This is a genomic window from Streptomyces sp. NBC_01384 (assembly GCF_045040035.1).
Lineage (GTDB): Bacteria > Actinomycetota > Actinomycetes > Streptomycetales > Streptomycetaceae > Streptomyces.
In genome coordinates this window covers 6,050,358-6,072,098 of record NZ_CP109559.1, presented here as the reverse complement: position 1 = coordinate 6,072,098, position 21,741 = coordinate 6,050,358, and the positions used below count along the sequence as shown (strand labels likewise).

Annotated in this window: 22 protein-coding genes and 1 pseudogene; 8 read left to right on the top strand and 15 right to left on the bottom strand. The window is 70.1% G+C overall.

The window, feature by feature from the left end; genetic code table 11:
- Window positions 1–422: 422 nt before the first annotated feature.
- A complete protein-coding gene (locus OG747_RS27895) occupies window positions 423–1,691 on the top strand; it encodes a PTS transporter subunit EIIC (RefSeq protein ID WP_405882137.1) in 1,269 nt (422 codons plus the stop codon).
- A 115-nt stretch (window positions 1,692–1,806) separates the two neighbouring features.
- Here the strand turns inward: OG747_RS27895 and OG747_RS27890 are convergent, their stop codons facing one another.
- Complete coding sequence (locus OG747_RS27890; RefSeq protein ID WP_405882136.1) at window positions 1,807–2,559, bottom strand: MBL fold metallo-hydrolase; 753 nt, start codon at window positions 2,557–2,559, stop codon at window positions 1,807–1,809.
- Between the two features lie 298 nt (window positions 2,560–2,857).
- Here OG747_RS27890 and OG747_RS27885 point away from each other — a divergent pair, with 298 nt between their 5' ends.
- Window positions 2,858–3,379, top strand: a complete 522-nt coding sequence (locus tag OG747_RS27885; protein ID WP_405882135.1) for a type II toxin-antitoxin system PemK/MazF family toxin — start codon at window positions 2,858–2,860, stop codon at window positions 3,377–3,379.
- A gap of 148 nt (window positions 3,380–3,527) precedes the next feature.
- Here OG747_RS27885 and OG747_RS27880 read toward each other — a convergent pair whose 3' ends face one another.
- From OG747_RS27880 to clpS, 7 genes are all read right to left on the bottom strand, one after another.
- Window positions 3,528–4,478 carry a PLP-dependent cysteine synthase family protein gene (locus OG747_RS27880; protein ID WP_405882134.1) on the bottom strand — a complete coding sequence of 317 codons (951 nt, stop codon included), beginning with the start codon at window positions 4,476–4,478 and terminating at the stop codon, window positions 3,528–3,530.
- 17 nt (window positions 4,479–4,495) lie between these two features.
- The gene (locus OG747_RS27875) at window positions 4,496–4,774 is read right to left on the bottom strand and encodes a MoaD/ThiS family protein (protein WP_054229696.1); all 279 of its coding nucleotides are present in this window, start codon (window positions 4,772–4,774) and stop codon (window positions 4,496–4,498) included.
- A gap of 123 nt (window positions 4,775–4,897) precedes the next feature.
- Entirely contained in the window at window positions 4,898–4,999 is a 102-nt protein-coding gene (locus OG747_RS27870) for a putative leader peptide (RefSeq protein WP_312638615.1), read from the bottom strand.
- Between the two features lie 176 nt (window positions 5,000–5,175).
- Window positions 5,176–5,598, bottom strand: a complete 423-nt coding sequence (locus OG747_RS27865) for a Mov34/MPN/PAD-1 family protein (protein ID WP_405882133.1) — start codon at window positions 5,596–5,598, stop codon at window positions 5,176–5,178.
- Window positions 5,599–5,728: 130 nt separating this feature from the next.
- Window positions 5,729–7,189 (bottom strand): amino acid permease, encoded by a 1,461-nt coding sequence (locus OG747_RS27860; RefSeq protein ID WP_405882132.1) that lies wholly within the window; start codon window positions 7,187–7,189, stop codon window positions 5,729–5,731.
- A 428-nt stretch (window positions 7,190–7,617) separates the two neighbouring features.
- The gene (locus OG747_RS27855) at window positions 7,618–8,223 is read right to left on the bottom strand and encodes a DUF2017 domain-containing protein (protein ID WP_405882131.1); all 606 of its coding nucleotides are present in this window, start codon (window positions 8,221–8,223) and stop codon (window positions 7,618–7,620) included.
- A 75-nt stretch (window positions 8,224–8,298) separates the two neighbouring features.
- Complete coding sequence (gene clpS, locus OG747_RS27850; RefSeq protein ID WP_405882130.1) at window positions 8,299–8,616, bottom strand: ATP-dependent Clp protease adapter ClpS; 318 nt, start codon at window positions 8,614–8,616, stop codon at window positions 8,299–8,301.
- A 110-nt stretch (window positions 8,617–8,726) separates the two neighbouring features.
- Between clpS and OG747_RS27845 the strand changes: the two genes are divergently transcribed.
- Entirely contained in the window at window positions 8,727–10,055 is a 1,329-nt protein-coding gene (locus tag OG747_RS27845; protein WP_405882129.1) for a nicotinate phosphoribosyltransferase, read from the top strand.
- Between the two features lie 281 nt (window positions 10,056–10,336).
- Complete coding sequence (locus OG747_RS27840; protein WP_405882128.1) at window positions 10,337–10,921, top strand: isochorismatase family protein; 585 nt, start codon at window positions 10,337–10,339, stop codon at window positions 10,919–10,921.
- Window positions 10,922–11,171: 250 nt separating this feature from the next.
- On the opposite strand, the gene OG747_RS27835 is transcribed toward OG747_RS27840, so the two are convergent.
- The 3 genes and pseudogenes from OG747_RS27835 to OG747_RS27825 all read right to left on the bottom strand — a co-directional run.
- Window positions 11,172–11,519 carry a hypothetical protein gene (locus OG747_RS27835; protein ID WP_405882127.1) on the bottom strand — a complete coding sequence of 116 codons (348 nt, stop codon included), beginning with the start codon at window positions 11,517–11,519 and terminating at the stop codon, window positions 11,172–11,174.
- Window positions 11,520–11,652: 133 nt separating this feature from the next.
- Window positions 11,653–11,886 (bottom strand): hypothetical protein, encoded by a 234-nt coding sequence (locus OG747_RS27830; protein ID WP_405882126.1) that lies wholly within the window; start codon window positions 11,884–11,886, stop codon window positions 11,653–11,655.
- Window positions 11,887–12,231: 345 nt separating this feature from the next.
- Window positions 12,232–12,693 (bottom strand): annotated as a pseudogene (locus OG747_RS27825) (protease); the annotation flags it as partial.
- Window positions 12,694–13,116: 423 nt separating this feature from the next.
- Here OG747_RS27825 and OG747_RS27820 point away from each other — a divergent pair.
- On the top strand, window positions 13,117–13,440 hold the full coding sequence (locus OG747_RS27820; protein WP_405882125.1) for a hypothetical protein: 324 nt from the start codon (window positions 13,117–13,119) through the stop codon (window positions 13,438–13,440).
- Window positions 13,441–13,526: 86 nt separating this feature from the next.
- On the opposite strand, the gene OG747_RS27815 is transcribed toward OG747_RS27820, so the two are convergent.
- Both OG747_RS27815 and OG747_RS27810 read right to left on the bottom strand, forming a co-directional pair.
- The gene (locus tag OG747_RS27815) at window positions 13,527–14,231 is read right to left on the bottom strand and encodes an RDD family protein (protein WP_405882124.1); all 705 of its coding nucleotides are present in this window, start codon (window positions 14,229–14,231) and stop codon (window positions 13,527–13,529) included.
- Window positions 14,232–14,322: 91 nt separating this feature from the next.
- Entirely contained in the window at window positions 14,323–15,957 is a 1,635-nt protein-coding gene (locus OG747_RS27810; protein WP_405882123.1) for an RDD family protein, read from the bottom strand.
- Window positions 15,958–16,214: 257 nt separating this feature from the next.
- On the opposite strand from OG747_RS27810, the gene OG747_RS27805 reads away from it, so the two are divergent.
- Window positions 16,215–16,700, top strand: coding sequence for an SsgA family sporulation/cell division regulator (locus OG747_RS27805; protein WP_405882122.1), 486 nt, complete (start codon window positions 16,215–16,217; stop codon window positions 16,698–16,700).
- A 139-nt stretch (window positions 16,701–16,839) separates the two neighbouring features.
- On the opposite strand, the gene OG747_RS27800 is transcribed toward OG747_RS27805, so the two are convergent.
- On the bottom strand, window positions 16,840–18,255 hold the full coding sequence (locus OG747_RS27800) for an FAD-binding oxidoreductase (protein ID WP_405882121.1): 1,416 nt from the start codon (window positions 18,253–18,255) through the stop codon (window positions 16,840–16,842).
- 92 nt (window positions 18,256–18,347) lie between these two features.
- Between OG747_RS27800 and OG747_RS27795 the strand changes: the two genes are divergently transcribed.
- Complete coding sequence (locus OG747_RS27795; protein ID WP_405882120.1) at window positions 18,348–19,964, top strand: tetratricopeptide repeat protein; 1,617 nt, start codon at window positions 18,348–18,350, stop codon at window positions 19,962–19,964.
- Window positions 19,965–19,997: 33 nt separating this feature from the next.
- Here the strand turns inward: OG747_RS27795 and hppD are convergent, their stop codons facing one another.
- Entirely contained in the window at window positions 19,998–21,143 is a 1,146-nt protein-coding gene (gene hppD / locus OG747_RS27790; RefSeq protein WP_405882119.1) for a 4-hydroxyphenylpyruvate dioxygenase, read from the bottom strand.
- A gap of 123 nt (window positions 21,144–21,266) precedes the next feature.
- On the opposite strand from hppD, the gene OG747_RS27785 reads away from it, so the two are divergent.
- A complete protein-coding gene (locus OG747_RS27785) occupies window positions 21,267–21,737 on the top strand; it encodes an Lrp/AsnC family transcriptional regulator (RefSeq protein ID WP_405882118.1) in 471 nt (156 codons plus the stop codon).
- The last annotated feature ends 4 nt before the right edge of the window (window positions 21,738–21,741 follow it).

Genomic DNA, 21,741 nt, shown 5'->3' with positions numbered 1-21,741 from the left:
AGCCGGGGGGCCATAGGAGCCGGGGGGGCATAGGGGCCGGGGGGCATAGGAGCCGGGGGGGCATAGGAGCCGGGGGGGCATAGGAGCCGGGGCCATAGGAGCCGCGAGGGGGCATAGGAGCCATAGGCGCGCGGGTTCATAGGGGGGGTGCTGGTCGCGCCCACGCGGCGGAGCCGCCTGAAGTCGCAGCCGGTCACAGCCCCGACCCTTGCGGGGCGCGGCTTTGGCACGTCCGGAGCCGATTCCTCCCTTTACGTTCCCGTTATGTTCCAGGCCGCATGTCCCAGGCCACAAAATTCGTGGGTTCCTTATCTCACCTTCACCGTGCTACAACAGGTCTACACCACTGAGTGGTGTAGACCACGCCGTCCCCACCCCCCTCCCCTGTTCCCTGGGCGGCGCCTTGCCCACTGGAGGAAGTTGTGACCACGGCCAGCGCCGCTCCCGCGGCCGACAGCAAGAAAAAAGGCTCGGGCGCGATGGCTGTCCTGCAGCGCATCGGCCGCAGCCTGATGCTGCCGGTCGCCGTACTGCCCGCCGCCGCGCTCCTCGTGCGTCTCGGCAACACCGACATGCTCGGACGCCCGTCCTTCCCCACGTTCCTCACCAAGATCGCCGGTTTTATGTCGGCCGGTGGCAACGCGATCCTCGACAACATGGCGCTGCTGTTCGCCGTGGGCATCGCGATCGGCTTCGCGAAGAAGTCGGACGGCTCGACGGCGCTCGCGGCGGTGGTCGGCTATCTGGTCTTCAAGAACGTGCTGGCGACGTTCACCGACAAGAACCTGCCGAAGGTGGCCACGGCCGTCGACGGCAAGGTGGTCATGGTGAACGCGCCGGTGGACGCCAAGGTCCTCGGTGGCGTGGTGATGGGCATCGTCGTCGCCCTGCTGTACCAGAAGTTCTACCGGACCAAGCTGCCCGACTGGGCGGGCTTCTTCGGCGGCCGCCGGCTCGTCCCGATCCTGTCCGCCTTCGCGGGTCTGCTGATCGGCATCGTCTTCGGCTACATCTGGCCGGTCCTCGGCACGGGTCTGCACAACTTCGGTGAGAAGCTGGTCGGTTCGGGCGCCGTCGGCGCGGGCATCTTCGGTGTCGCCAACCGTGCGCTGATCCCGATCGGCATGCACCACCTGCTGAACTCCTACCCGTGGTTCCAGGCGGGCGACTACCACGGCAAGAGCGGTGACATCGCGCGCTTCCTGGCCGGTGACCCGAGCGCCGGCCAGTTCATGACCGGCTTCTTCCCGATCATGATGTTCGGCCTCCCGGCCGCGTGCCTGGCGATCGTGCACTGCGCCCGCCCCGAGCGCCGCAAGGTCGTCGGCGGCATGATGCTCTCGATCGCGCTGACCTCGTTCGTGACGGGTGTGACCGAGCCGATCGAGTTCACGTTCATGTTCATCGCGCCGGTCCTGTACGCGATCCACGCGGTCCTCACCGGTGTCTCGCTGGCGCTGACCTGGGCGCTCGGCATGAAGGACGGCTTCGGCTTCTCGGCCGGCGCGGTCGACTTCGGCCTGAACCTCGGCATCGCGACCAACCCGTGGGGCCTGGTCCTGGTGGGTCTGTGCTTCGCGGCGGTCTACTACGTGGTCTTCCGCTTCGCGATCACGAAGTGGAACCTCCCCACGCCGGGCCGCGAGTCGGACGAGGAGCTGGCGGAGCTGCTGAAGGCGGAGGCCAAGTAGGCCTGCCCGACACACCCATACGTACGAGTGGGCCCCCGGAGGATTCTCCGGGGGCCCACTCGTACGTATGGGTGTGTACGGCTCCGCCGTACCGCCGTACCGGTTCTGGATCGTTCTAGAGCTCGTACGTCATCCCGGGCTTCGCCAGATCCGCGGGCCCCGTGTACGCCGTGCGGGCGTCGGCCAGGTTGATGCGCGGGTCCGTCCACGGCGGGATGTGGGTGAGCAGCAGGCGGCGGGCACCGGCGCGGGTGGCGCTCTCGCCTGCCTCGCGGCCGTTGAGGTGCAGGTCCGGGATGTGCTCCTTGCCGTGTGTGAACGCGGCCTCGCAGAGGAACAGGTCGGTGTCGCGGGCGAGTTCGTCCAGGGCGTCGGTGACGCCGGTGTCCCCTGAGTACGTCAGCGACTTCCCGCCGTGCTCCAGGCGAATGCCGTACGCCTCCACGGGGTGGCGCACCCGCTCCGTGTGCACGGTGAACGGGCCGATCTCGAACGTGCCCGGCTTGACCGTGTGGAAGTCGAAGACCTCGCTCATCGAGGAGGCGGTGGGAGTGTCCGCGTACGCGGTGGTCAGGCGCTGTTCCGTGCCCTCGGGTCCGTAGACGGGGAGCGGGTCGCAGCGGCCGCCGTCGTGGCGGTAGTAGCGCGCGACGAAGTACGCGCACATGTCGATGCAGTGGTCGGCGTGCAGATGGCTGAGGAAGATCGCGTCGAGGTCGTAGAGACCGCAGTGGCGCTGCAGCTCGCCCAGGGCACCGTTGCCCATGTCGAGCAGCAGCCGGAAGCCGTCGGCCTCTACGAGGTAGCTCGAGCAGGCCGATTCCGCGGACGGGAACGACCCCGAGCAGCCGACGACGGTGAGCTTCATAAGAGCTGGAACCTCCGCGCTGGCAGGAAGTGCAGAGAGTAGATGCGGGGTGCAGATACTCGGATGCAGATACGGATACGGGGGTCGTGCGGTCCGTCGAGCGTAAGGCGCAAAAGGGCGGGTCGCTCCTCCGCCAGGGGCTGTTGTGGGCGAACTCACCTGTGGTGTCACCGGTTCGGATGGACGGTCGGACGGAGGTGGGACGGAGGTGGGACGGAGGTGGGGTGGAGTCGGGGTGGGGTGCGCGGGCCGGGCGGGCAGGGGGCGGGGTGAGGTGCACCCCGGTACCTTCTTTGGTATGGACACGTCCTGGTGGCTCGCGCTGGCGGCTGTGGTGCTGCTCGCGCTGGTCGCGACGCTGGTGGACGGCTGGGGACGCCGTGGGCGTCGGCACCGGCCGACTGCCGGGACCCGGCCGCCCGGACGGCGGATGCCCGGGGAGCGACGGCGTGCGCCTCGGCCGCGGCCGGCGGAGATCTGGTGGGCGAACGTTCCGTACGAGGAGAGGGCCGGAGGCAGGGGCGGGGCCGGGGCCGAGGGCGGGGCCGGGGCCGGGGCCGGGGCCGGGGAGAAGGACCGGCCCTGTCTGGTGCTGTCCGTACGGGGGGACCGTGCGGTCGTCGCGAAGATCACCAGCAAGTACCACGACGAGCGGGCCGGGGTGATTCCGTTGCCGCCGGGTGCCGTGGGCGATGCGCACGGGCGGGCGAGCTTCCTGGAGACGGACGAGCTGCGCGAGGTGTCGCTGTGGGAGTTCCGGCGGCGGGTGGGGGTGGTGGATCCGGTGTTGTGGGATCAGGTGCGCTACTTGGCCGGCTGAGCGTTCCGCTCCGGCCCCCCAGACCCCCGGGGTGGTTCGTTTGCTGCGGGTGAGTGGGGGCTTGTCGCGCGGTTCCCCGCGCCCCAGAGGGGGGTGGGACGGGTAGGGGTGGGCGGGGGCGAGGAGTTCCCCGCCACCCGCGCCTGCCCTACGCCCAGAGCTGGCCCTGGAGGGTTTCGATCGCTTCTTCTGTCGTCGCGGCGGTGTAGACGCCCGTCGACAGGTACTTCCAGCCGCCGTCGGCTACGACGAAGACGATGTCGGCGGATTCCCCGGCGGCGAGTGCCTTCTTGCCGACGCCGATCGCGGCGTGCAGCGCGGCCCCGGTGGAGACACCCGCGAAGATGCCCTCCTGCTGGAGGAGCTCACGGGTGCGGGTGACCGCGTCGGCGGAGCCGACGGAGAAGCGGGAGGTGAGGATGGACGCGTCGTACAGCTCCGGGACGAACCCCTCGTCCAGGTTGCGCAGGCCGTACACCAGGTCGTCGTAGCGCGGCTCCGCGGCGACGATCTTCACGTCCGGCTTGTTCTCGCGGAGGTAGCGGCCCACGCCCATCAGGGTGCCGGTGGTGCCCAGGCCCGCCACGAAGTGCGTCACCGAGGGCAGGTCCGCCAGGATCTCCGGGCCCGTCGTCGCGTAGTGCGCACCCGCGTTGTCGGGGTTGCCGTACTGGTAGAGCATCACCCAGTCGGGGTGCTCGGCCGACAGTTCCTTCGCGACGCGTACGGCGGTGTTGGAGCCGCCGGCCGCGGGGCTGGAGATGATCTCCGCGCCCCACATGCCGAGCAGGTCCCGCCGCTCCTGCGAGGTGTTCTCCGGCATCACGCACACCATGCGGTAGCCCTTGAGCTTCGCCGCCATGGCCAGCGAGATGCCGGTGTTGCCGCTGGTGGGCTCCAGGATCGTGCAGCCGGGTGTCAGCCGGCCGTCCTTCTCCGCCTGTTCGACCATGTGGAGCGCCGGGCGGTCCTTGACCGAACCCGTCGGGTTGCGGTCCTCCAGCTTCGCCCAGATGCGGACGTCCGCGGACGGCGAAAGGCGCGGCAGGCGCACCAGAGGGGTGTTGCCCACCGCGGCGAGCGGGGAGTCGTAGCGCATCAGCGGTCAGCAGCCGATCAGACCATGCCGCCGGCGACGGCCGGCAGGATCGTCACGTTGTCGCCGTCGGTGAGCTTGGTGTTGATGCCGTCGAGGAAGCGGACGTCCTCGTCGTTCAGGTACACGTTGACGAAGCGGCGCAGCTGGCCGTCGTCCACGATGCGGGCCTGGATGCCCGCGTGCCGGGTCTCGAGGTCGGCGAAGAGCTCGGCGAGGGTCGCGCCGCCGCCCTCGACGGCCTTCTCGCCGCCGGTGTAGGTGCGGAGGATGGTGGGGATGCGGACCTCGATGGCCATGGTTGCGGGCTCCTGTCGGAAGGAAGGTCGGTCGGTGGGCGCGCGGCAGCGCGGGTCGAGCGGGAAAGCAGGGGGTACGCCGGTTGCGTAGCCGCGGCTCACGGCCTTACGGCGGCGGCAGGATCAGCGCGTACAGATGGCGCTCTGCAGCCTGCACAGGTCGACGTGCAGCCGCGCCACGAGCAGCATGCCCGGCGTCTTGTCGCTCACGTCCTGGGAAACCATGGGCTCATCGTATCGATTCCCGGTCCGGGTCCCGGAATGTGATCTCAGATGGTGGATGAATTCTGACCGAAGTTCGGGATCGTGGGCCGAATCAGCGGGCGAAGTCAGGGCGAATCGGCAAGCGGAGTCGGGCCGAATCGCAGGCGGGGTCAGTCGGCGGGGTCAGTCGGCGGGGGTCAGTAGGACTCCACGACCTTGATCTCCTCTTCCGTCACCTCTCCGTTCACGATCCGGTACGAGCGGAACTGGAACGGACCCACGTCGTCCGTGTCCGCCGTCGAGACGAGGACGTAGTGCGCGCCGGGCTCGTTGGCGTACGAGAGGTCCGTGCGGGAGGGGTAGGCCTCGGTCGCCGTGTGGGAGTGGTAGATGATCACCGGCTCCTCGTCGCGGTCGTCCATCTCGCGGTACAGCTTCAGCAGGTCGCCGGAGTCGAACTCGTAGAACGTGGGCGAGCGGGCGGCGTTGAGCATCGGGATGAAGCGCTCGGGGCGGCCGGTGCCCTCCGGGCCCGCGACGACGCCGCACGCCTCGTCGGGGTGGTCCTGGCGCGCGTGCGCGACGATCTGGTCGAACAGGGCCTGGGTGATGGTCAGCATGGTGGTCAGGATAAACAGGAAATCAAAAGGGGCCGCGCGCAGCGCGTCAGGCAGGGTGGTGGCGGGCGACGGGCGGGACGCTCCGTACCGAGGGGTGGTACGGAGCGGCCCACATGGTGAACCGGGAAGGTCAGCCGACCTTCTCGAACGCCGGTTCGCGGCGCTCGGTGACCTGCGGGTTGCGCGTCTTGAGGACGAACCAGCCCACGCCCAGCGCGGCGGCCCAGCCGGCCATCACATACAGGCAGATCCGGGAGTCGGCGTCGTAGGCGATGAGGCCGGTGACGAAGAGCAGGAACACGACCGCGATCCAGCTGCACTTGGCGCCGCCCGGGGCCGGGAAGGACGAGGCGGGCAGGCGGCCGGCGTCGACCGCGCGGCGGTAGAGGATGTGGCTGACCAGGATCATCAGCCAGGTCCAGATGCCGGCGGCGGTGGCCACCGAGGTGACGTAGCCGAAGGCCTTCTCCGGGACGATGTAGTTCAGGATCACGCCGATGCCCATGAAGAGCATGGAGACGGTGATGCCGATCGCCGGGGTCTTGGTCGAGGAGAGCTTGTTGAAGACCTTCGGGGCCTCGCCGTTGTCCGCGAGCGTGCGCAGCATGCGGCCTGTGGAGTACATGCCGGAGTTGCAGGAGGACAGGGCGGCGGTCAGGACCACGAAGTTGACGATTCCGGCGCCCGCCGGGATGCCGATCTTCGCGAAGGCCTCGACGAAGGGGCTGACGCCCGGTGCGAACTCCGTCCACTTCACGACGCAGAGGATGACCGTGAGCGCGCCGACGTAGAAGAGGGCGATGCGCCACGGGAGGGTGTTGATCGCCTTGGGGAGGGTCTTCTCCGGGTTCTCGGACTCGCCCGCCGTGACGCCGACGAGTTCGACGGCCAGGTAGGCGAACATGACGCCCTGGAGGGTCATCAGGGACGAGCCGATGCCCTTGGGGAAGAAGCCGTCGAACTGCCAGAGGTTCGCGACGGAGGCGGTGTCACCGGCCGAGCTGAAGCCGAAGGTGAGGACGCCGAGGCCGATCACGATCATGCCGATCAGTGCGGTGACCTTGACCATCGAGAACCAGAACTCGATCTCTCCGAAGAGCTTCACCGAGATCAGGTTGGCCACGAAGAGGACGATCAGGAAGACCAGGGCCGTCACCCATTGGGGGATGGACGGGAACCAGTAGTGGACGTAGATCGCGGCGGCCGTGAGTTCGGCCATGCCGGTGACCACCCACATCAGCCAGTACGTCCAGCCGGTGAAGTAGCCGAAGAACGGGCCGAGGAACTCGCGGGAGTACTCCGCGAAGGAGCCCGAGACCGGGCGGTACAGGAGCAGCTCGCCGAGCGCCCGCATGATGAAGAAGATGATCACGCCGGCGAGGGCGTACATGAGGATGAGGCTGGGCCCCGCCTTGGCGATGTTCGCCCCGGCGCCCAGGAAGAGGCCGACGCCGATGGCGCCGCCGATCGCGATCATCTGTACCTGGCGGCTGCCGAGCCCGCGCTCGTACCCCTCTTCGGTGGCGTCGCCGCCCACGGCCTCACTGCCGGCACGGGGCTCGTCGGTCTTGTCGACCTGCGACGAGGTCATGTGTGGTGCGCCTTTCTCCATGCCGATCCGAGCCAGTCCCTTGGCTTCGGATCGGTTTCCGATCCCCCCGGACAGGTGGAGCCGAGCGGGCGATGCCGCTCCGCCTGGCCGGCGGTCCGCCGGCTCGGTGGCGCACCCGACCGGACATGGGTGGTGTCCTGTCGGGCGGTCGTGAAGATTTATCACGGCCGCAACATGGGGAGACTGTGGCTGATGTACGACATGCCACAGAGAGAAGGGGACAAAAAGCACCTAGAGGCACATAGGGGGCCGTTACGGTGACGGGATCGTTATCCGGATTTGAGCGTCCACTGAGCGAACACTGATCGAATGCCGATCGAACGCCGATCCAATCCCGGATCGAGCCAACCCCGGATCGATCCGTCCCCCGATCGAGCCTCCGATCGAGTCTCCGATCGAACCCCCGGTCAGGACATCAGGGTCTCGACGAGCGTCTCCTGGAGGCCGCCCAGCCACAGGTACGCCATCACCATCGGCTTGCGCGGGTCCTCGTCCGGGAGGCGGTAGAGGAGGTCGGTGTCCTCCTCGTCGACGACGTCGAGCCGGGCGCCGATCGCCAGGCGCAGGTCGTTGAGGGCGCGCAGCCACTGCTCGGACTCCCCGGCGGAGAGCTTGAGGACCGCGCCGCCGTCGCCCGCCACGGTGAGCGCGTCCAGCGAGCGGATCACCGCGAGGGCGTTCTCGCGCTTGCCGGCGCGCAGGTCGTTCTCCGTGAAGCGGCGGAACTCGGCGGAGTGGGCGCGCTGCTCCGCGGCCTCGTCGGGCGAGCCGGCCTCGATGTCGGGGCCGCTGTAGGCGTCCGGGAAGAGGCGCCGCAGCACGGGGTCGGAGGGCGGCTCGCTGGGGCCCTCCGCGAACAGTTCGGCGAGCGGGTCGTCGGGGGCGTTCTCCGCGGGGCCGGGACCGATGAGCTCCAGGAGCTGTACGGCGAGGGAGCGGATGATGGAGATCTCGACCTCGTCGAGCGCGACGGCCGCGCCGCCGCCGGGGAGCGGTTCGAAGTGTCCTGGCATGGAGTGAGTTCGCTACTTCCGGTCCTGCTCGCGGTTTACAGGGAGGGGCTCGGGCTGCTTCGGGAGGGGCTCGGGCTACTTCCGGTCCTGCTGAAGGGTGGCCCACAGACCGTAGCCGTGCATGGCCTGTACGTCGCGTTCCATCTCCTCGCGCGTGCCGCTGGAGACGACCGCCCGGCCCTTGTGGTGGACGTCGAGCATGAGCTTGGTGGCCTTGTCCTTCGGGTAGCCGAAGTACGTCTGGAAGACATACGTCACGTAGCTCATGAGGTTGACCGGATCGTTGTGGACGATCGTCACCCAGGGAACGTCCGGCTCGGGTACGGCGAAGACCTCCTCCGCCGACTCGGTCTTTTCGATCTCTAGGGGTGCGGGAGCCGTCACACGGCCCATGCTGCCATCAGAGAGGGGGGCCCGCACAAATGGACCCCCGGAATACCACCGGAAGACGGCCTGCCTCCATAAATCGTCAGTGTGACGAGATGGGGGTACCATCCAGTCCTATGAACACAGCGGACCTTGGGCTGCCGGTGGACGTTCCCTCGACGGCACTCTTCACGGACCAGTACGAGCTGACGATGCTGCAGGCCGCACTGGCCGCGGGGACCGCCGAGCGACGCTCGGTCTTCGAGGTCTTCACGCGGCGGCTGCCGGAGGGACGGCGCTACGGCGTCGTGGCGGGCACCGGACGGGTCCTGGACGCCGTCGAGAACTTCCGCTTCGACGCCGACGTCCTCGGCTTCCTGCGCGAGAACGCCATCGTGGACGAGCCGACCCTGAGGTGGCTCGCCTCGTACCGCTTCGGCGGGGACATCTGGGGCTACCCGGAGGGCGAGGTGTACTTCCCGGGCTCGCCGATCCTGCGGGTCGAGGGGTCCTTCGCGGAGTGCGTGCTCCTGGAGACCGTGATCCTCTCCATCCTCAACCACGACTCGGCGATCGCGGCCGCCGCCTCCCGGATGGCCTCCGCCGCCGGGGACCGGCCGCTGATCGAGATGGGCGCCCGGCGCACCCACGAGCTGGCCGCGGTCGCCGCCGCGCGGGCCGCGTACGTCGGGGGCTTCACGACCACCTCCGACCTGGCGGCCGGTTTCCGCTACGGCATCCCGACCGTCGGCACCTCCGCGCACGCCTTCACCCTTCTGCACGACCGCGAGCGGGACGCCTTCCAGGCCCAGGTGAACTCCCTCGGCCGGGGGACGACGCTGCTCGTGGACACGTACGACGTGGCGGAGGCCGTACGGATGGCGGTCGACGTCGCCGGGCCGGAGCTCGGGGCCGTGCGGATCGACTCGGGGGACCTGCTGCTGGTCGCGCACCGGGTGCGCCAGCAGCTGGACGAGCTGGGCGCGTCCGACACGCGGATCATCGTGACCTCGGACCTGGACGAGTACGCGATCGCCTCGCTGGCGGCGGCGCCCGTGGACGCGTACGGGGTCGGTACGCAGTTGGTGACGGGTTCCGGCCATCCCACCTGCTCGATGGTCTACAAGCTGGTCGCCCGGGCCGAGTCGGCGGATTCCAAGGCCCCGCTGGAGCCCGTGGCCAAGAAGTCCACCGGCGGGAAGACCTCGATCGGCGGGCGCAAATGGGCCGCGCGCCGGCTGGACGAGCAGGAGGTCGCCGAGGCCGAGGTCATCGGCACCGGGCCGGTCCCCGCCGAGCTGGCCGACCGGCAGCTGCTGGTCGAGCTCATCAAGGGCGGCCAGGTCCTCGCCCGTGAGCCCCTCGACGTCGTACGCGACCGGCATGCGTCCGCCCGGGCCAATCTGCCGCTGTCGGCGACGCAGCTCTCACGCGGGGAACCGGTCATTCCGACGGAATACATCTGAGCGGAATACATACGGAATACATCTGATACGCACCAGGGGCGTGCGCGGAGTACGCGGGGGCGTGCGCGGGCGGCCCTCCGGCCGCGCCTGTGTCCGCCCTTGGGCGAACACGAATGAACGAGCGGTCAGCGGGAATGCAACGGCAACACGCACACCGCAGTCGGCCGTAACCGAATGCCCCCTCCCGCGCCGCACGTGAAGTCTCTAGGCTCGGCTCCACAGGCCGGGCCCGCACACCCCTTCTCCACATCCACCGACCCCATAGTCGAAGGACACCGACCATGCGCCGCGCCTTGATCGTCGTAGACGTGCAGAACGACTTCTGCGAGGGGGGCAGCCTCGCGGTGGCCGGGGGTGCCGATGTGGCCGCCGCCATCACGGAGCTGATCGGGCAGGCGCCCGCCGGCTACCGCCATGTCGTCGCCACCCGCGACCTCCACATCGCCCCCGGCGGCCACTTCGCCGACAACCCCGACTTCGTCCACTCCTGGCCCGCGCACTGCGTGGCCGGCACGGAGGGGGTCGGGTTCCATCCGAACTTCGCCCCGGTGGTCGCCTCCGGCGCGATAGACGCCGTCTTCGACAAGGGCGCGTACGCGGCGGCGTACAGCGGCTTCGAGGGCGCCGACGAGAACGGGGTGCCGCTGGGCGACTGGCTGCGCGCCCGCGAGATCGACGAGGTGGACGTGGTCGGCATCGCCACCGACCACTGCGTGCGCGCCACCGCCCTGGACGCCGCGCGCGAGGGCTTCCGCACCCAGGTCCTGCTGGACCTCACGGCCGGGGTGGCCGAGGGGACGACGGAACGGGCCCTGGAGGAGCTGCGGGCGGCGGGCGTGGAGCTGACGGGCAAGCCGGTCGTCTGAGTCGCCCAGGAGCCCGGGAGCCCAAGAGCCCGGGAGGGCCCAGTCGGGGCCGGGAGGGCCCAGTCGGGGCCGGGAGGGCCCAGTCGGGGCCGGGAGGGCCCAGTCGGGGCCGGGAGGGCCCAGTCGGGGCCGGGAGGGCCCAGTCGGGGCCGGGAGGGCCCAGTCGGGGCGGCCGGGGCCTTTCACAGCCCCTTGGGTTCACCGGGGGGCCGCGTGATGCACCGCCCCTGCGGTTCACGGCCCGCGCGGTTCACAGCCCCTGAGGCGCTGCCGGGCGTCTCAGGAGGGCTCTGATCGGGCGCCACAGCTCCTGGGGCTGCTCCGGGTCCGGGACACCGCCGTCGGGGCCGGTGCGCCATATCAGGCCGTCGGGGTGGTGCAGGACGGCGGTGATCTCGTCGGGGGTGGGCGGAGCCGCGTTGCCACGGAGGTAGACGGCGCGCAGACCCAGGTTGCGCAGGCGGGTCAGGGCGCGGGCACGGTTCTGGGCCAGCACCAGAACACGTACGCAGCCCGTGGCCGAACCCGCCGGGCTGGGCAGGTTCAGCGCCACCACCACACTGCCGTTCGGCAGCTTGCAGAAACCTCCTGCGGCCATGCAGTCACACTCCCGCGCGCACCCGTATCGAGAAGACTGTCAATAAGAAATCCACAGGACGCACCTAAACACGATCGGCGGCAACCCGCCAGGGGGTCACCGCCGATACGCTTCTGACCTGCAGAAATGCCGCTTACTTCACCGCAGGGCCCACTTCGAGCGAGATCGTCGAGCCATCCCTGGCCTCCTTGGCGATCTTGATCTTGGTATTGGTGTCAGTGATCTTGACACCCGCGGTCGGGGCCGTCGTGTCGTAGTAGGTGCTGGTGTGGTCGTTGAAGACCGGCACCCCCGGCTTCGACGGGATCTTCGTCGCCACGTCCGCGCTGTGCAGCGTCAGACCGTCCGTGCGGTCCAGGGTCTCCAACGGTGCGGCGATTGGCTTGGTGAAGCCGCGGAAAGCTGATTCCGGCTCGGGCGTAACCCTATGGACTGCCTCTCGTTCTAACTGACATGCACGCCGCGTGCTTGAAATGCGCGCGGTCCCCGCCACTGGCATCGCGCTTCACCCGCGGTGACCGGTTCAGCGTCCGGCGGGGCAGCGATCCCAGGGTGTGCCCGACCCGAAAGAGCCGGGCACAGTCCAGACGCTGGCAATGCGTCACCGCCAGTGACGCCGCACACGGGCTCTACCCAAGGATCGGCCCGGACTCGTCCACGCTCGTTACCGCTTCCACCCCTCGGGGCCACGCGATAACCCAGGATCCTTAAGAGTTCCAGAGACGCTGAACGGCGAGTCGTACGACTGGATCCGGCTGCGCATCACCGTTCCGTTGGACCACTTCAGCGCGGTCGAGTGCGAGTCGACCGGCAGGATCAGCCCGGAGCCCGTGTGCTCGCTGACGTTGTTGTCCTTCTGCGAGGTGTCCCACTTCCAGATCAACAGGCCGTTCTGGTACGGGTAGTGCTCCACCCAGGACGGACGCGTCGTCGAGAAGCCGAAGTTGTACGGGCCGGTCTTGAGGGTCTTGTCGTACGACACGTACTGACGGTTCTCCGCGATGTAGTACTGCGGGTAGTCGTCGGTGAAGGACGCGCCGACGCGGGAGAAGCCGGCGGCGGTCCACGCGGCGTCCGCGGTCTCGGCGTTGTCCGAGAAGAGCGCCGAACCGTCCGCGGTCACGGCGATCTCGTCGGCCGCGAAGCCCTTCAGCGCCACGCCACCGTCGCTCTGTTGACTTGCTCCTCGGGCTGAAGTCCGATCTTGACTTGAACCTGGCAGCTGCATTATGCGGAGCGGTAGTTCGGTATCCGAACCGCGATCTACCCCCTCAACGGGCGCGTCCGTCCGTCCACTTGGTGGACGCGATGACTCCATGCGCCCCCTGTGCTCCGGCACCGTGGGTAAGGTCACGCTTACCGGACGTTCCGCTCGGGCATGCAGGCGAATAGAGTCGATTGGCGGAACGTTGGAATGTCAACGGAATGGCAAGTCGACACCGTTGTCGTCCCACGATTCGCAAGCCCGACCCGAAGTACGGCGGCGCCACCCCGATGTACGGCGCCACCCCGATCCGCAGCCCCACCCCCGTCGTTGTCCGCATCCTCCCCCATCGCGAGAGGCACGGGGGGAGTACCCCCACCCCGAGGAATCGCCATGCCTCGTCCGACCGCCGCACAGCTCATCTACGGTTCCTGCACCGTGATCTTCTCCACGCTCGCCATGCTGCTGCTGTCTCAGACGAGTTCGGGCCTGGGGATCGCGGTGATCACCCTCTCGGCACTCGCTCTCGGACTGCTCGTCGCCGTAACGGTTCCGCTGCCCAAGCGCGCGCCTTCCGCGACCAAGTCCGCGGTGACGGCCGCCGCGCCGACCGCCGTACCGGCTCCCGTTCAGGAGCGCGTACCGGTACACCGCGAGACCGCGTCCGTGTCCGCAGCTGTGTCCGTGTCCGCCGTGCACGAACCGGCGGGCCCGTGACCGAAGGGACCCGCCGCTCCGCAGATCAGCCGTCTCCTCCCGGAGTGCGGCTGATCGCGTATGTCAGCCGGTACTGACCGTGTGCATCAACCGGTGCTGACCACCACCGTCTTGGCCGCCTTGTCGTGCAGTCCCTGCTTGTAGGGCTTGTCGAAGAAACTCCAACCGCCCGCGATCGCGGTCCAGATGCACGCGCAGCAGAACGCGAACGGGATCCACAGGACCAACGCGCGGATCAGCGAGGTCTGCGTGGAGGGCGTGGCGCCGTTGTCGAGGTCGGCCACCCGCAGGTTGAACAGCTTCTTGCCGAGCGTCTGCCCCGACGTGCTGATCATGATGGTGTCGTAGCCGGTGTAGAGCACCGCGGCGATCACGGACTGCCAGAAGCCCCTGCTGTACTCGATCTTGTCGGCGTTCATGTTGTACTCCATGACCCCGAACGCCCAGGACAGCAGCCACACCACGATGCCCACCAGGATCATGTCGATGATCCTCGCCACCGTGCGTTTGCCGCTGTCGGCGAGCGGGGGCATGCCGGCCAGCGGGTCACCGCCGTAGGGACCGCCGGGGCCGTACGGACCTCCTCCTCCGCCGCCATAGGGGGGCGGCTGCTCACCGCCGTACGGGGGCGGCTGCTCACCGTACGGCCGGTCGTACGGGGAACCCGGAGGTGGTGGCTGCGAGGTGCCGTCGGACGAGGAGCCGCCGCTCTCGGCGGGCGGGGGCTGCTTCTTGAACGGGTCCTCGTCCGGTGGCCGGCCGGACTCCGGGGGCGGCGGTTCGCTGCTCATGGCCCGAGTCGACCGCGAACCCGTCGGCTCCGCATCCGGCGAGCGGCCGTCCGGGGGACCGATCCCGGCGCCCGGGCCGCTGTGCCGACGCCTACGCCGCTACGAAGGTGTGGGCCGCCTTGTCGTGCCAGCACTGACGCCAGGGCTTGTCGAACAGGCACCACAGGATGCCGACGACCCCGATGACGAGAACGCCGGGGACGGCGTAGACGAGCCAGCGGCGCAGCGCCAGGCCGAAGGTCGGGGGTTCGTGGCCCTCGATGTCCCGTACCTCGATCCCGACCACCTTCTTGCCCAGGGTGCGGCCCCACTTGGCGGTGGGCAGCGCGTCGTAGAGGACGCCGAAGAGGAGCAGGACGGCCAGCACGACGCCGAGATAGCCCGCGGTGGTGCCGTCGAGCAGCCAGACCGTGACGGTCTGACCGGACCGCTTGGCCGCGTCGACCTTCTCGTTGATGTGGTCGATCGCCTTGGTGCCCAGCGGTACGGCGGCCACCGCCGTCACGGTGGCCAGCACGGCGGTGTCCACGATCCGGGCCAGCAGCCGCTTGCCGAGGCTCGCGGGGCGCGCCGCGGACTGTCTGCGGGCGGCTGCCTGGAACACGTCGTCGACCGGCGGCTTCCACGGCACCACGGGCTGCCCCTCGGCGGCCGGGTCACCCGCGAGCTGGTGCACCTGCTGGGCCCAGGAGGGCTGTCCGCCGCCGCGGCCGCTCGTCAGGGGCGTGGCGGCGGGACTGGTGGACTGCTGAGGAACGGAAGGGGTGGAGGGGACGGAGGGGGTGGAGGGGGCGGACGACTGCGGCGCGGCGGCGGCCGGAGCCGCTTGGACCGCATTGGCTCCGTTGGCCGCCTGTGCGGCGGCCTGGGCGGCCTGGGCGGCGCCGAAGCCGCCCCCGGCCCCACCCGCCGCGGCGGCGTCCGCCCCTGATGCGCCGGTGGCCGGAGCCGTGCTCCCGGGCTGCCGCCCCGTGCGCGGGGAGAGCGCACGGAAGGTCATGGTGCCCTCGACGGCGACGGGGTCCTGGGGGCCCGCGGTGCCGTCGGGGTGACCGGAGCCGGCGAACTGCGCACCGCTCGCCGGGGCGGTGGCCCCGGACGCGCTCTCGGCGCCGGTGGAGCGCGCCGGTCCCGTCGGGCGGCCGGACACCACCGGGCCGCCGGACGCCGGGGGCTGCGCACCGCTGCCCCGGTCCGCGGGCTGGAACGTCGCCGTGCCGTCCGCGCGGGCGGACTCGCCGTCGGGCTGGACGAAGGGCTGGACGACCGCGTCACCGGGTTCCGCCGCGCGCGGCAGCCGCGGATCGGCCGTCGGCTGCCCGCCCCAGAACACCCGGCGGTCCTGCTCGCCGCCGAAGCCGGACTGCTGGGAGCGGTCGGCACCCCACGCGGTCGCGGGCTCGGGCCGGCTGCCGTGCTGCGCCTCGGCCGGGGTCATCCGCCGCGGCTCGGCGGCGGGTTGCGGGTCCTCGTCGAAGAAGTGCGGCCCCGTTTCCTCGGCGGGAGCCGGGGCGGGCGTCGGCACGGAGGGCGTCGGCACGGAGGCCGCCGGCCGGGTGCCGCCGAGGGGCGGCGTGAGCGGTACGCCGTCGGAGGGCGCCGGACGGCTCGTACCCGGTACCCATGCGGCACCGTTCCAGTACCGGACATATCCAGGAATAGAGGGGTCCGGGTAATACCCTTCACGGGGCCTGTCGTCACCGGGGGCCGGGGTTGGGGCGCTCATGTCCGTCGTCCCGTATCTGCTCGGGGGTTTTGGGGGCTCCACATCTATCAGACCGGCGCCCCCGTCAGCGGCGCTCCCGCCGTACCCACCTCTTTCGGGCAAGGTTCCGCCACATCCGATCGCCACCCGCAAGCCCGGCCGCGAAACGCCCGTCAAAAAACTTCTCCGAACTCGCGTAATGGTTCCGCGTGATCGCGCTCCCCACTCGTACGGGCCCGCCCTCAGGGTCCCCGTACCCGAGGAGGAAGTGCATCGACATGCACACCGTGGTGGAACACGAACTCGAGCTCAGACTCGTCCTGTCGCCCGAGCGCAGCATCCCCGTACCGGCCCGGCTCAGCTACCGCTCCGACGACCCGTACGCCGTCCACATCGCCTTCCACATCGGCTCCGACCACCCCGTCGACTGGACCTTCGCCCGCGAACTGCTCGTCGAGGGGGTGTTCCGGTCGTGCGGGCACGGGGACGTACGGGTGTGGCCGACGAAGGTCGCGGGCCGCGGTGTCGTCCTGATGGCGCTGAGCTCGCCCGACGGCGACGCCTTGCTCGAAGCGCCTGTCGCGCAGGTGTCCGCCTGGCTGGAGCGCACCCTGTGGGCGGTCCCCCCGGGCTCCGAGGCCGAGCAGCTCGGCATCGACGACGGCCTCACCGAGCTGCTCGCACCGACCCCGGCCGACGACCTGTGGCTGCGCGGCCCGTGGCCGTCGGACGAGTCGAAGGACGGCGAGGAGAAGCACCGGTGAGGAGAAGGACGGCGGGGAGAAGGACAGTGAGGAGAAGGACGGCGGGGAGAAGGGCAGGGGTTGGCGACTGCTCGCCGACGAACGAGCATATGGTCGGTTTAACCCGATCGTGTGAGGGTCGGCTCCCGGGCTTGTGGCCTCAGAACACCTTGCCCGGGTTCAGGATGCCCAGCGGGTCGAACGCGGCCTTGATACCGCGCTGCATCTCCACCCCCACCGGGCCGAGTTCGCGTGCCAGCCACTCCTTCTTCAGGACGCCCACGCCGTGTTCGCCGGTGATGGTGCCGCCGAGTTCCAGGCCGAGGGCCATGATCTCGTCGAAGGACTCGCGGGCGCGCCGGGACTCGTCGGGGTCGGTGGCGTCGAAGCAGACGGTGGGATGGGTGTTGCCGTCGCCGGCGTGTGCGCAGACGCCGATGGTCAGGGAGTACTTCTCGGCGACGCGCTCGATCCCTTCGAGCATGTCGCCGAGCCGGGAACGCGGCACGCACACGTCGTCGATCATCGTCGTGCCCTTGACCGCTTCGAGCGCGGTGAGCGACAACCGCCGTGCCTGGAGGAGGAGTTCGGACTCTGCCGCGTCCTCCGCCGGGACCACCTGCGTCGCCCCCGCGGCCTCGCACAGCGCGCCGACCGCGGCGAGGTCGGCGGCCGGGTCGTGGGTGTCGAAGGCGGCGAGCAGCAGCGCCTCGGTGGTCTCCGGGAGGCCCATGTGGGCCAGGTCGTTGACGGCCTTGACGGTCGTACGGTCCATCAGTTCGAGCAGGGACGGTACGTGGCCGCCCTCCATGATCCGGCACACGGCGTCGCAGGCGGCTCGCGCCGAGCCGAACTCCGCCACCAGCACCAACTGCTGCGGCGGCCGCGGCCTGAGCGCCAGGACCGCCCGTACGACGATGCCGAGCGAGCCCTCGGAGCCGACGAACAGGCGGGTGAGGTCGTACCCGGCGACGCCCTTGGCCGTACGGCGGCCGGTGGACATGAGCCGCCCGTCGGCGAGGACGACCTCCAGTCCGAGGACGTACTCGGCCGTCACCCCGTACTTCACGCAGCACAGGCCGCCCGAGGCCGTGCCGATGTTGCCGCCGATCGTGCACATCTCCCAGCTGGAGGGGTCCGGCGGGTAGTACAGGCCGTGTTCGTTCACGGCGCGGGAGAGCGTGGCGTTGATGACGCCGGGTTCGACGACGGCGATCCGGTCGACCGGGTTGATTTCGAGAATCCGGTCCATCTTCACCAAAGACAGCACGACGCAGCCTTCGGAGGCGTTGGCGGCGCCGGACAGGCCGGTGCGGGCGCCCTGCGGGACGACCGGGACACGCAGCTCGGTCGCGACCCGCATGACGTGCTGGACCTGCTCGACGGTGCGCGGCAGGACGACGACGGCCGGAGTGCCCGCCTCGCAGAAGCTCGCCATGTCGTTGGCGTACGAGGCCGTGACGTCCGGGTCGGTGAGGACGGCCTCGGCCGGCAGGCCGCTCAGCAGGCGGTCCGTGAGGTTGCCGGTGACCGCCGTGTCTTCATCGCGCGGGGCTTCGATACGGCTCATGATCACAGGTTCGCACTCGGGGCCATCGGTGTGAACCCCGTCCGCAGGAGGCTTGGGGTGCCGGGATGTGGTCTTCGTACTGACGCACAGTGAGCGGCATGGAGATCGAAGAGCGACAGCCGGTGCTCACCGGGCTGCAGCCTCAGGGGCCCTCCGGGCCGCGCCTCTCCCGCGTCGCCAAGGGCGCGCTGTTCGGCGTGGTCGCCGGGTGTGTCGTCCTCGGCGGGGTGCTGGTGCTGGCGCCCTCCGCCCCGCACATCGCGGCGCCGCCCTCGCCGGGGCCGGGGCCGCTGACGCAGGCGATGACGGCGGTGGGGGCCGGGTTGCCCGTCGCGCTTCCCGATCTGGCGGCGCTCATCGGCGACCGCGAGGCCCATCTGCGGGCCCATCCGCGCGACGGGCAGTCGTGGGCGGTGCTCGGCGCGGCCTACGTGGAGCAGGGGCGGCGCACCGCCACGCCCGCGTACTTCCCGAAGGCCGAGCAGGCACTGCGTACGTCGCTGGAGACCGGGCCGACGGGGAACGTGGCCGCGCTGGACGGGCTGGCCGCGCTCGCCAACGCCCGCAATGACTTCCAGGAGGGGCGGAAGTGGGCCGAGCAGGCGGTGGCGCAGGCGCCGAAGCAGTGGACGGTGTATCCGCTGCTGATCGATTCCTGCACCGGCGTCGGCGACTACAAGGGCGCCCGCAAAGCGCTGGAGAAGCTCCAGGGGCTGTATCACGGGCCGCCGGTGCTGGCGCGGGCCGCCCAGGTGTACTGGGACCTGGGCTGGCGTGAGGACGCGAGCGCCGCGCTCACCGACGCGGCGGCGGGCGCGACGACCCCGACCGAGCGGGCGGCCTGGCTGGCGGGGGCCGGACGGCTGGCGTGGGAACGCGGGGACCGGGAGGAGTCGCTGCGCTACTACGAGGCCGCGCTGCGCGCCGACCCCGACCAGCACGGCGCGCTGGCCGGGCAGGGGCGTGCGCTGGCGGCGCTCAGACGCACGCCAGAGGCGCTGCGCGCGTACCGGACGGCGCTCTCCAGGCAGCCCGATCCGCGGTACGCGCTGGAGCTGGGTGAGCTGCAGGAGTCGCTGGGGATGGGCAGGGAGGCGCGGGAGCAGTACGACCTGCTGCGGGCGCGGGTGCGGTCGGAGACCGCGGGCGGCGTCGACGACGAGTTGGTCCTCGGGCTGTTCGAGGCGGACCACGGCGATCCGGAGTCCGCGGTGCGGCGGCTGCGCGGGGAGTGGGAGCGGCAGCCGGGCATCGCCGTCGCGGACGCGCTGGGGTGGGCGCTGCACCGGGCCGGGCTCAACGAGGAGGCGCTGAAGTTCGCGACCAAGGCGACGGACAAGACGAAGGGAGGCGGTGTCCGCAGTGCGCTCTACGTCTATCACCTGGGCCAGATCGAACGCGGCCTGAAGTTGCTCGGCCCGGCCCGCCGTCACCTCGCGGAGTCCCTCCAGATCAACCCGTACTTCTCCCCCGTCTTCGCTCCCTCGGCGAAGCAGGCCCTGGCCGCCCTGGGCGAGCCTCCGAAGGAGCCCCTGCCCGAGCCGGAGGAGCCGGTGGACCCGGCGGAGCCGGAGGGCGACCAGGGGCCACCGGCGGCCGGGGCCCTGCCCCGCCACCCTTCGGCGGCCCCGGCCGTGCCCCGCCGCCCTCCGGCTCCCGCGCCCGCTCCCTCCGCCGCCCCCTTCCCCGCGCCTCGGCGCACGACGTCACGCTGAGGACGGGGCGTCACACTGAGGACGGGGCGGGCTCTACAGGTTGCCGCGCTTCTCCTGCTCCCGCTCGATCGCCTCGAAGAGGGCCTTGAAGTTGCCCTTGCCGAAGCCCATCGAGCCGTGCCGTTCGATGATCTCGAAGAAGACGGTCGGGCGGTCCTGGACCGGCTTGGTGAAGATCTGGAGCAGATAGCCGTCCTCGTCGCGGTCGGCGAGGATCTTGAGTTCGCGCAGGGTGTCCACGGGGACCCGGGTGTCGCCGACCCACTCGCCGAGGGTGTCGTAGTACGAGTCGGGCGTGTCCAGGAACTGGACCCCGGCCGCGCGCATGGTGCGTACGGTCTCGACGATGTCGTTGGTGTTGAGCGCGATGTGCTGGACGCCCGCGCCGCCGTAGAACTCCAGGTACTCGTCGATCTGGGACTTCTTCTTGGCGACGGCGGGCTCGTTGATCGGGAACTTGACCTTCAGGGTCCCGTCGGCGACGACCTTCGACATCAGCGCGCTGTACTCGGTCGCGATGTCGTCGCCCACGAACTCCTTCATGTTCGTGAAGCCCATGACCTTGTTGTAGAAGCCGACCCATTCGTTCATCCGGCCGAGCTCGACGTTGCCGACGCAGTGGTCGATGGCCTGGAAGGTGCGGTGGGCGGGCGGCTCGACGATCGGGGCGGCGGCCACGAACCCGGGCAGGTAGGGGCCGTCGTAGCCGGTTCGCTCGACGAGCGTGTGGCGGGTCTCGCCGTACGTGGCGATGGCGGCGAGCACGACCGTGCCGTGCTCGTCCTTGAGCTCGTACGGCTCGGCGAGGGGGCGGGCGCCGTGCTCGACGGCGTACGCGAACGCGGCGCGCGCGTCCGGGACCTCGATGGCGAGGTCGACGACCCCGTCGCCGTGCGCGGCCACGTGCTCGGCCAGGAAGTGGCCCCAGGTGGTGGCGGGCTTGATGACGGAGGTGAACACGAAACGTGCCGAGCCGTTGGTGAGGACGTACGAGGCGGTCTCGCGGCTGCCGTTCTCCGGTCCGGAGTAGGCGGCCAGGCGCATGCCGAACGCGGTGGAGTAGTAGTGCGCGGCCTGCTTGGCGTTGCCGACGGCGAAGACGACCGCGTCCATTCCCTTGACCGGGAAGGGGTCTGCCTGCCGGGCGGTGTCGGGAGTGAGGTGTGTGGTCTGCGTCATGGCCGCAGACTCCCCCTGTTCCACAAGGTGCGCAACAGTCTGCGAATGAGCTGGACAATATGCTTGGCACAGCACCCGGATCGGCGGGCGTTCTGTACAGGATGACCACCCGGGGAGGACGGTATGGCGATCGATCGACTGGACGGCCGGCTCATCGTGCTGCTGGCCGAGGAGCCGCGCATCGGCGTCCTGGAGATGTCCCGGCGGCTCGGGGTCGCGCGCGGCACCGTGCAGGCCCGGCTGGACCGGCTTCAATCGAATGGAGTCATCCGGGGATTCGGTCCGCAGGTGGATCCCGCCGCGCTCGGCTACCCCGTCACGGCCTTCGCGACCCTGCAGATCCGGCAGGGGCAAGGGGTGGACGTACGGGCACACTTGGCGACCGTCCCCGAGGTGCTGGAGCTGCACACGACCACCGGCAGCGGCGACATGCTGTGCCGCCTGGTGGCCCGCTCGAACGCGGATCTCCAACGTGTGATCGACCGCGTCGTCGGTTTTGATGGCATCGTCCGGGCCTCCACGGCGATCGTCATGGAGAACCCCGTTCCGCTGCGGATCATCCCGCTGGTGGAACAGGCGGCGACCGAGCACTGACCGA

Coding starts and splice junctions, on each gene's coding strand:
- OG747_RS27890 (WP_405882136.1), bottom strand. CDS start 2,559: ATGAAGCTCACCGTCGTCGGCTGCTCGGGGTCGTTCCCGTCCGCGGAA.
- OG747_RS27885 (WP_405882135.1), top strand. CDS start 2,858: ATGGACACGTCCTGGTGGCTCGCGCTGGCGGCTGTGGTGCTGCTCGCG.
- OG747_RS27880 (WP_405882134.1), bottom strand. CDS start 4,478: ATGCGCTACGACTCCCCGCTCGCCGCGGTGGGCAACACCCCTCTGGTG.
- OG747_RS27875 (WP_054229696.1), bottom strand. CDS start 4,774: ATGGCCATCGAGGTCCGCATCCCCACCATCCTCCGCACCTACACCGGC.
- OG747_RS27870 (WP_312638615.1), bottom strand. CDS start 4,999: ATGGTTTCCCAGGACGTGAGCGACAAGACGCCGGGCATGCTGCTCGTG.
- OG747_RS27865 (WP_405882133.1), bottom strand. CDS start 5,598: ATGCTGACCATCACCCAGGCCCTGTTCGACCAGATCGTCGCGCACGCG.
- OG747_RS27860 (WP_405882132.1), bottom strand. CDS start 7,189: ATGACCTCGTCGCAGGTCGACAAGACCGACGAGCCCCGTGCCGGCAGT.
- OG747_RS27855 (WP_405882131.1), bottom strand. CDS start 8,223: ATGCCAGGACACTTCGAACCGCTCCCCGGCGGCGGCGCGGCCGTCGCG.
- clpS (WP_405882130.1), bottom strand. CDS start 8,616: ATGGGCCGTGTGACGGCTCCCGCACCCCTAGAGATCGAAAAGACCGAG.
- OG747_RS27845 (WP_405882129.1), top strand. CDS start 8,727: ATGAACACAGCGGACCTTGGGCTGCCGGTGGACGTTCCCTCGACGGCA.
- OG747_RS27840 (WP_405882128.1), top strand. CDS start 10,337: ATGCGCCGCGCCTTGATCGTCGTAGACGTGCAGAACGACTTCTGCGAG.
- OG747_RS27835 (WP_405882127.1), bottom strand. CDS start 11,519: ATGGCCGCAGGAGGTTTCTGCAAGCTGCCGAACGGCAGTGTGGTGGTG.
- OG747_RS27820 (WP_405882125.1), top strand. CDS start 13,117: ATGCCTCGTCCGACCGCCGCACAGCTCATCTACGGTTCCTGCACCGTG.
- OG747_RS27815 (WP_405882124.1), bottom strand. CDS start 14,231: ATGAGCAGCGAACCGCCGCCCCCGGAGTCCGGCCGGCCACCGGACGAG.
- OG747_RS27810 (WP_405882123.1), bottom strand. CDS start 15,957: ATGAGCGCCCCAACCCCGGCCCCCGGTGACGACAGGCCCCGTGAAGGG.
- OG747_RS27805 (WP_405882122.1), top strand. CDS start 16,215: ATGCACACCGTGGTGGAACACGAACTCGAGCTCAGACTCGTCCTGTCG.
- OG747_RS27795 (WP_405882120.1), top strand. CDS start 18,348: ATGGAGATCGAAGAGCGACAGCCGGTGCTCACCGGGCTGCAGCCTCAG.
- hppD (WP_405882119.1), bottom strand. CDS start 21,143: ATGACGCAGACCACACACCTCACTCCCGACACCGCCCGGCAGGCAGAC.
- OG747_RS27785 (WP_405882118.1), top strand. CDS start 21,267: ATGGCGATCGATCGACTGGACGGCCGGCTCATCGTGCTGCTGGCCGAG.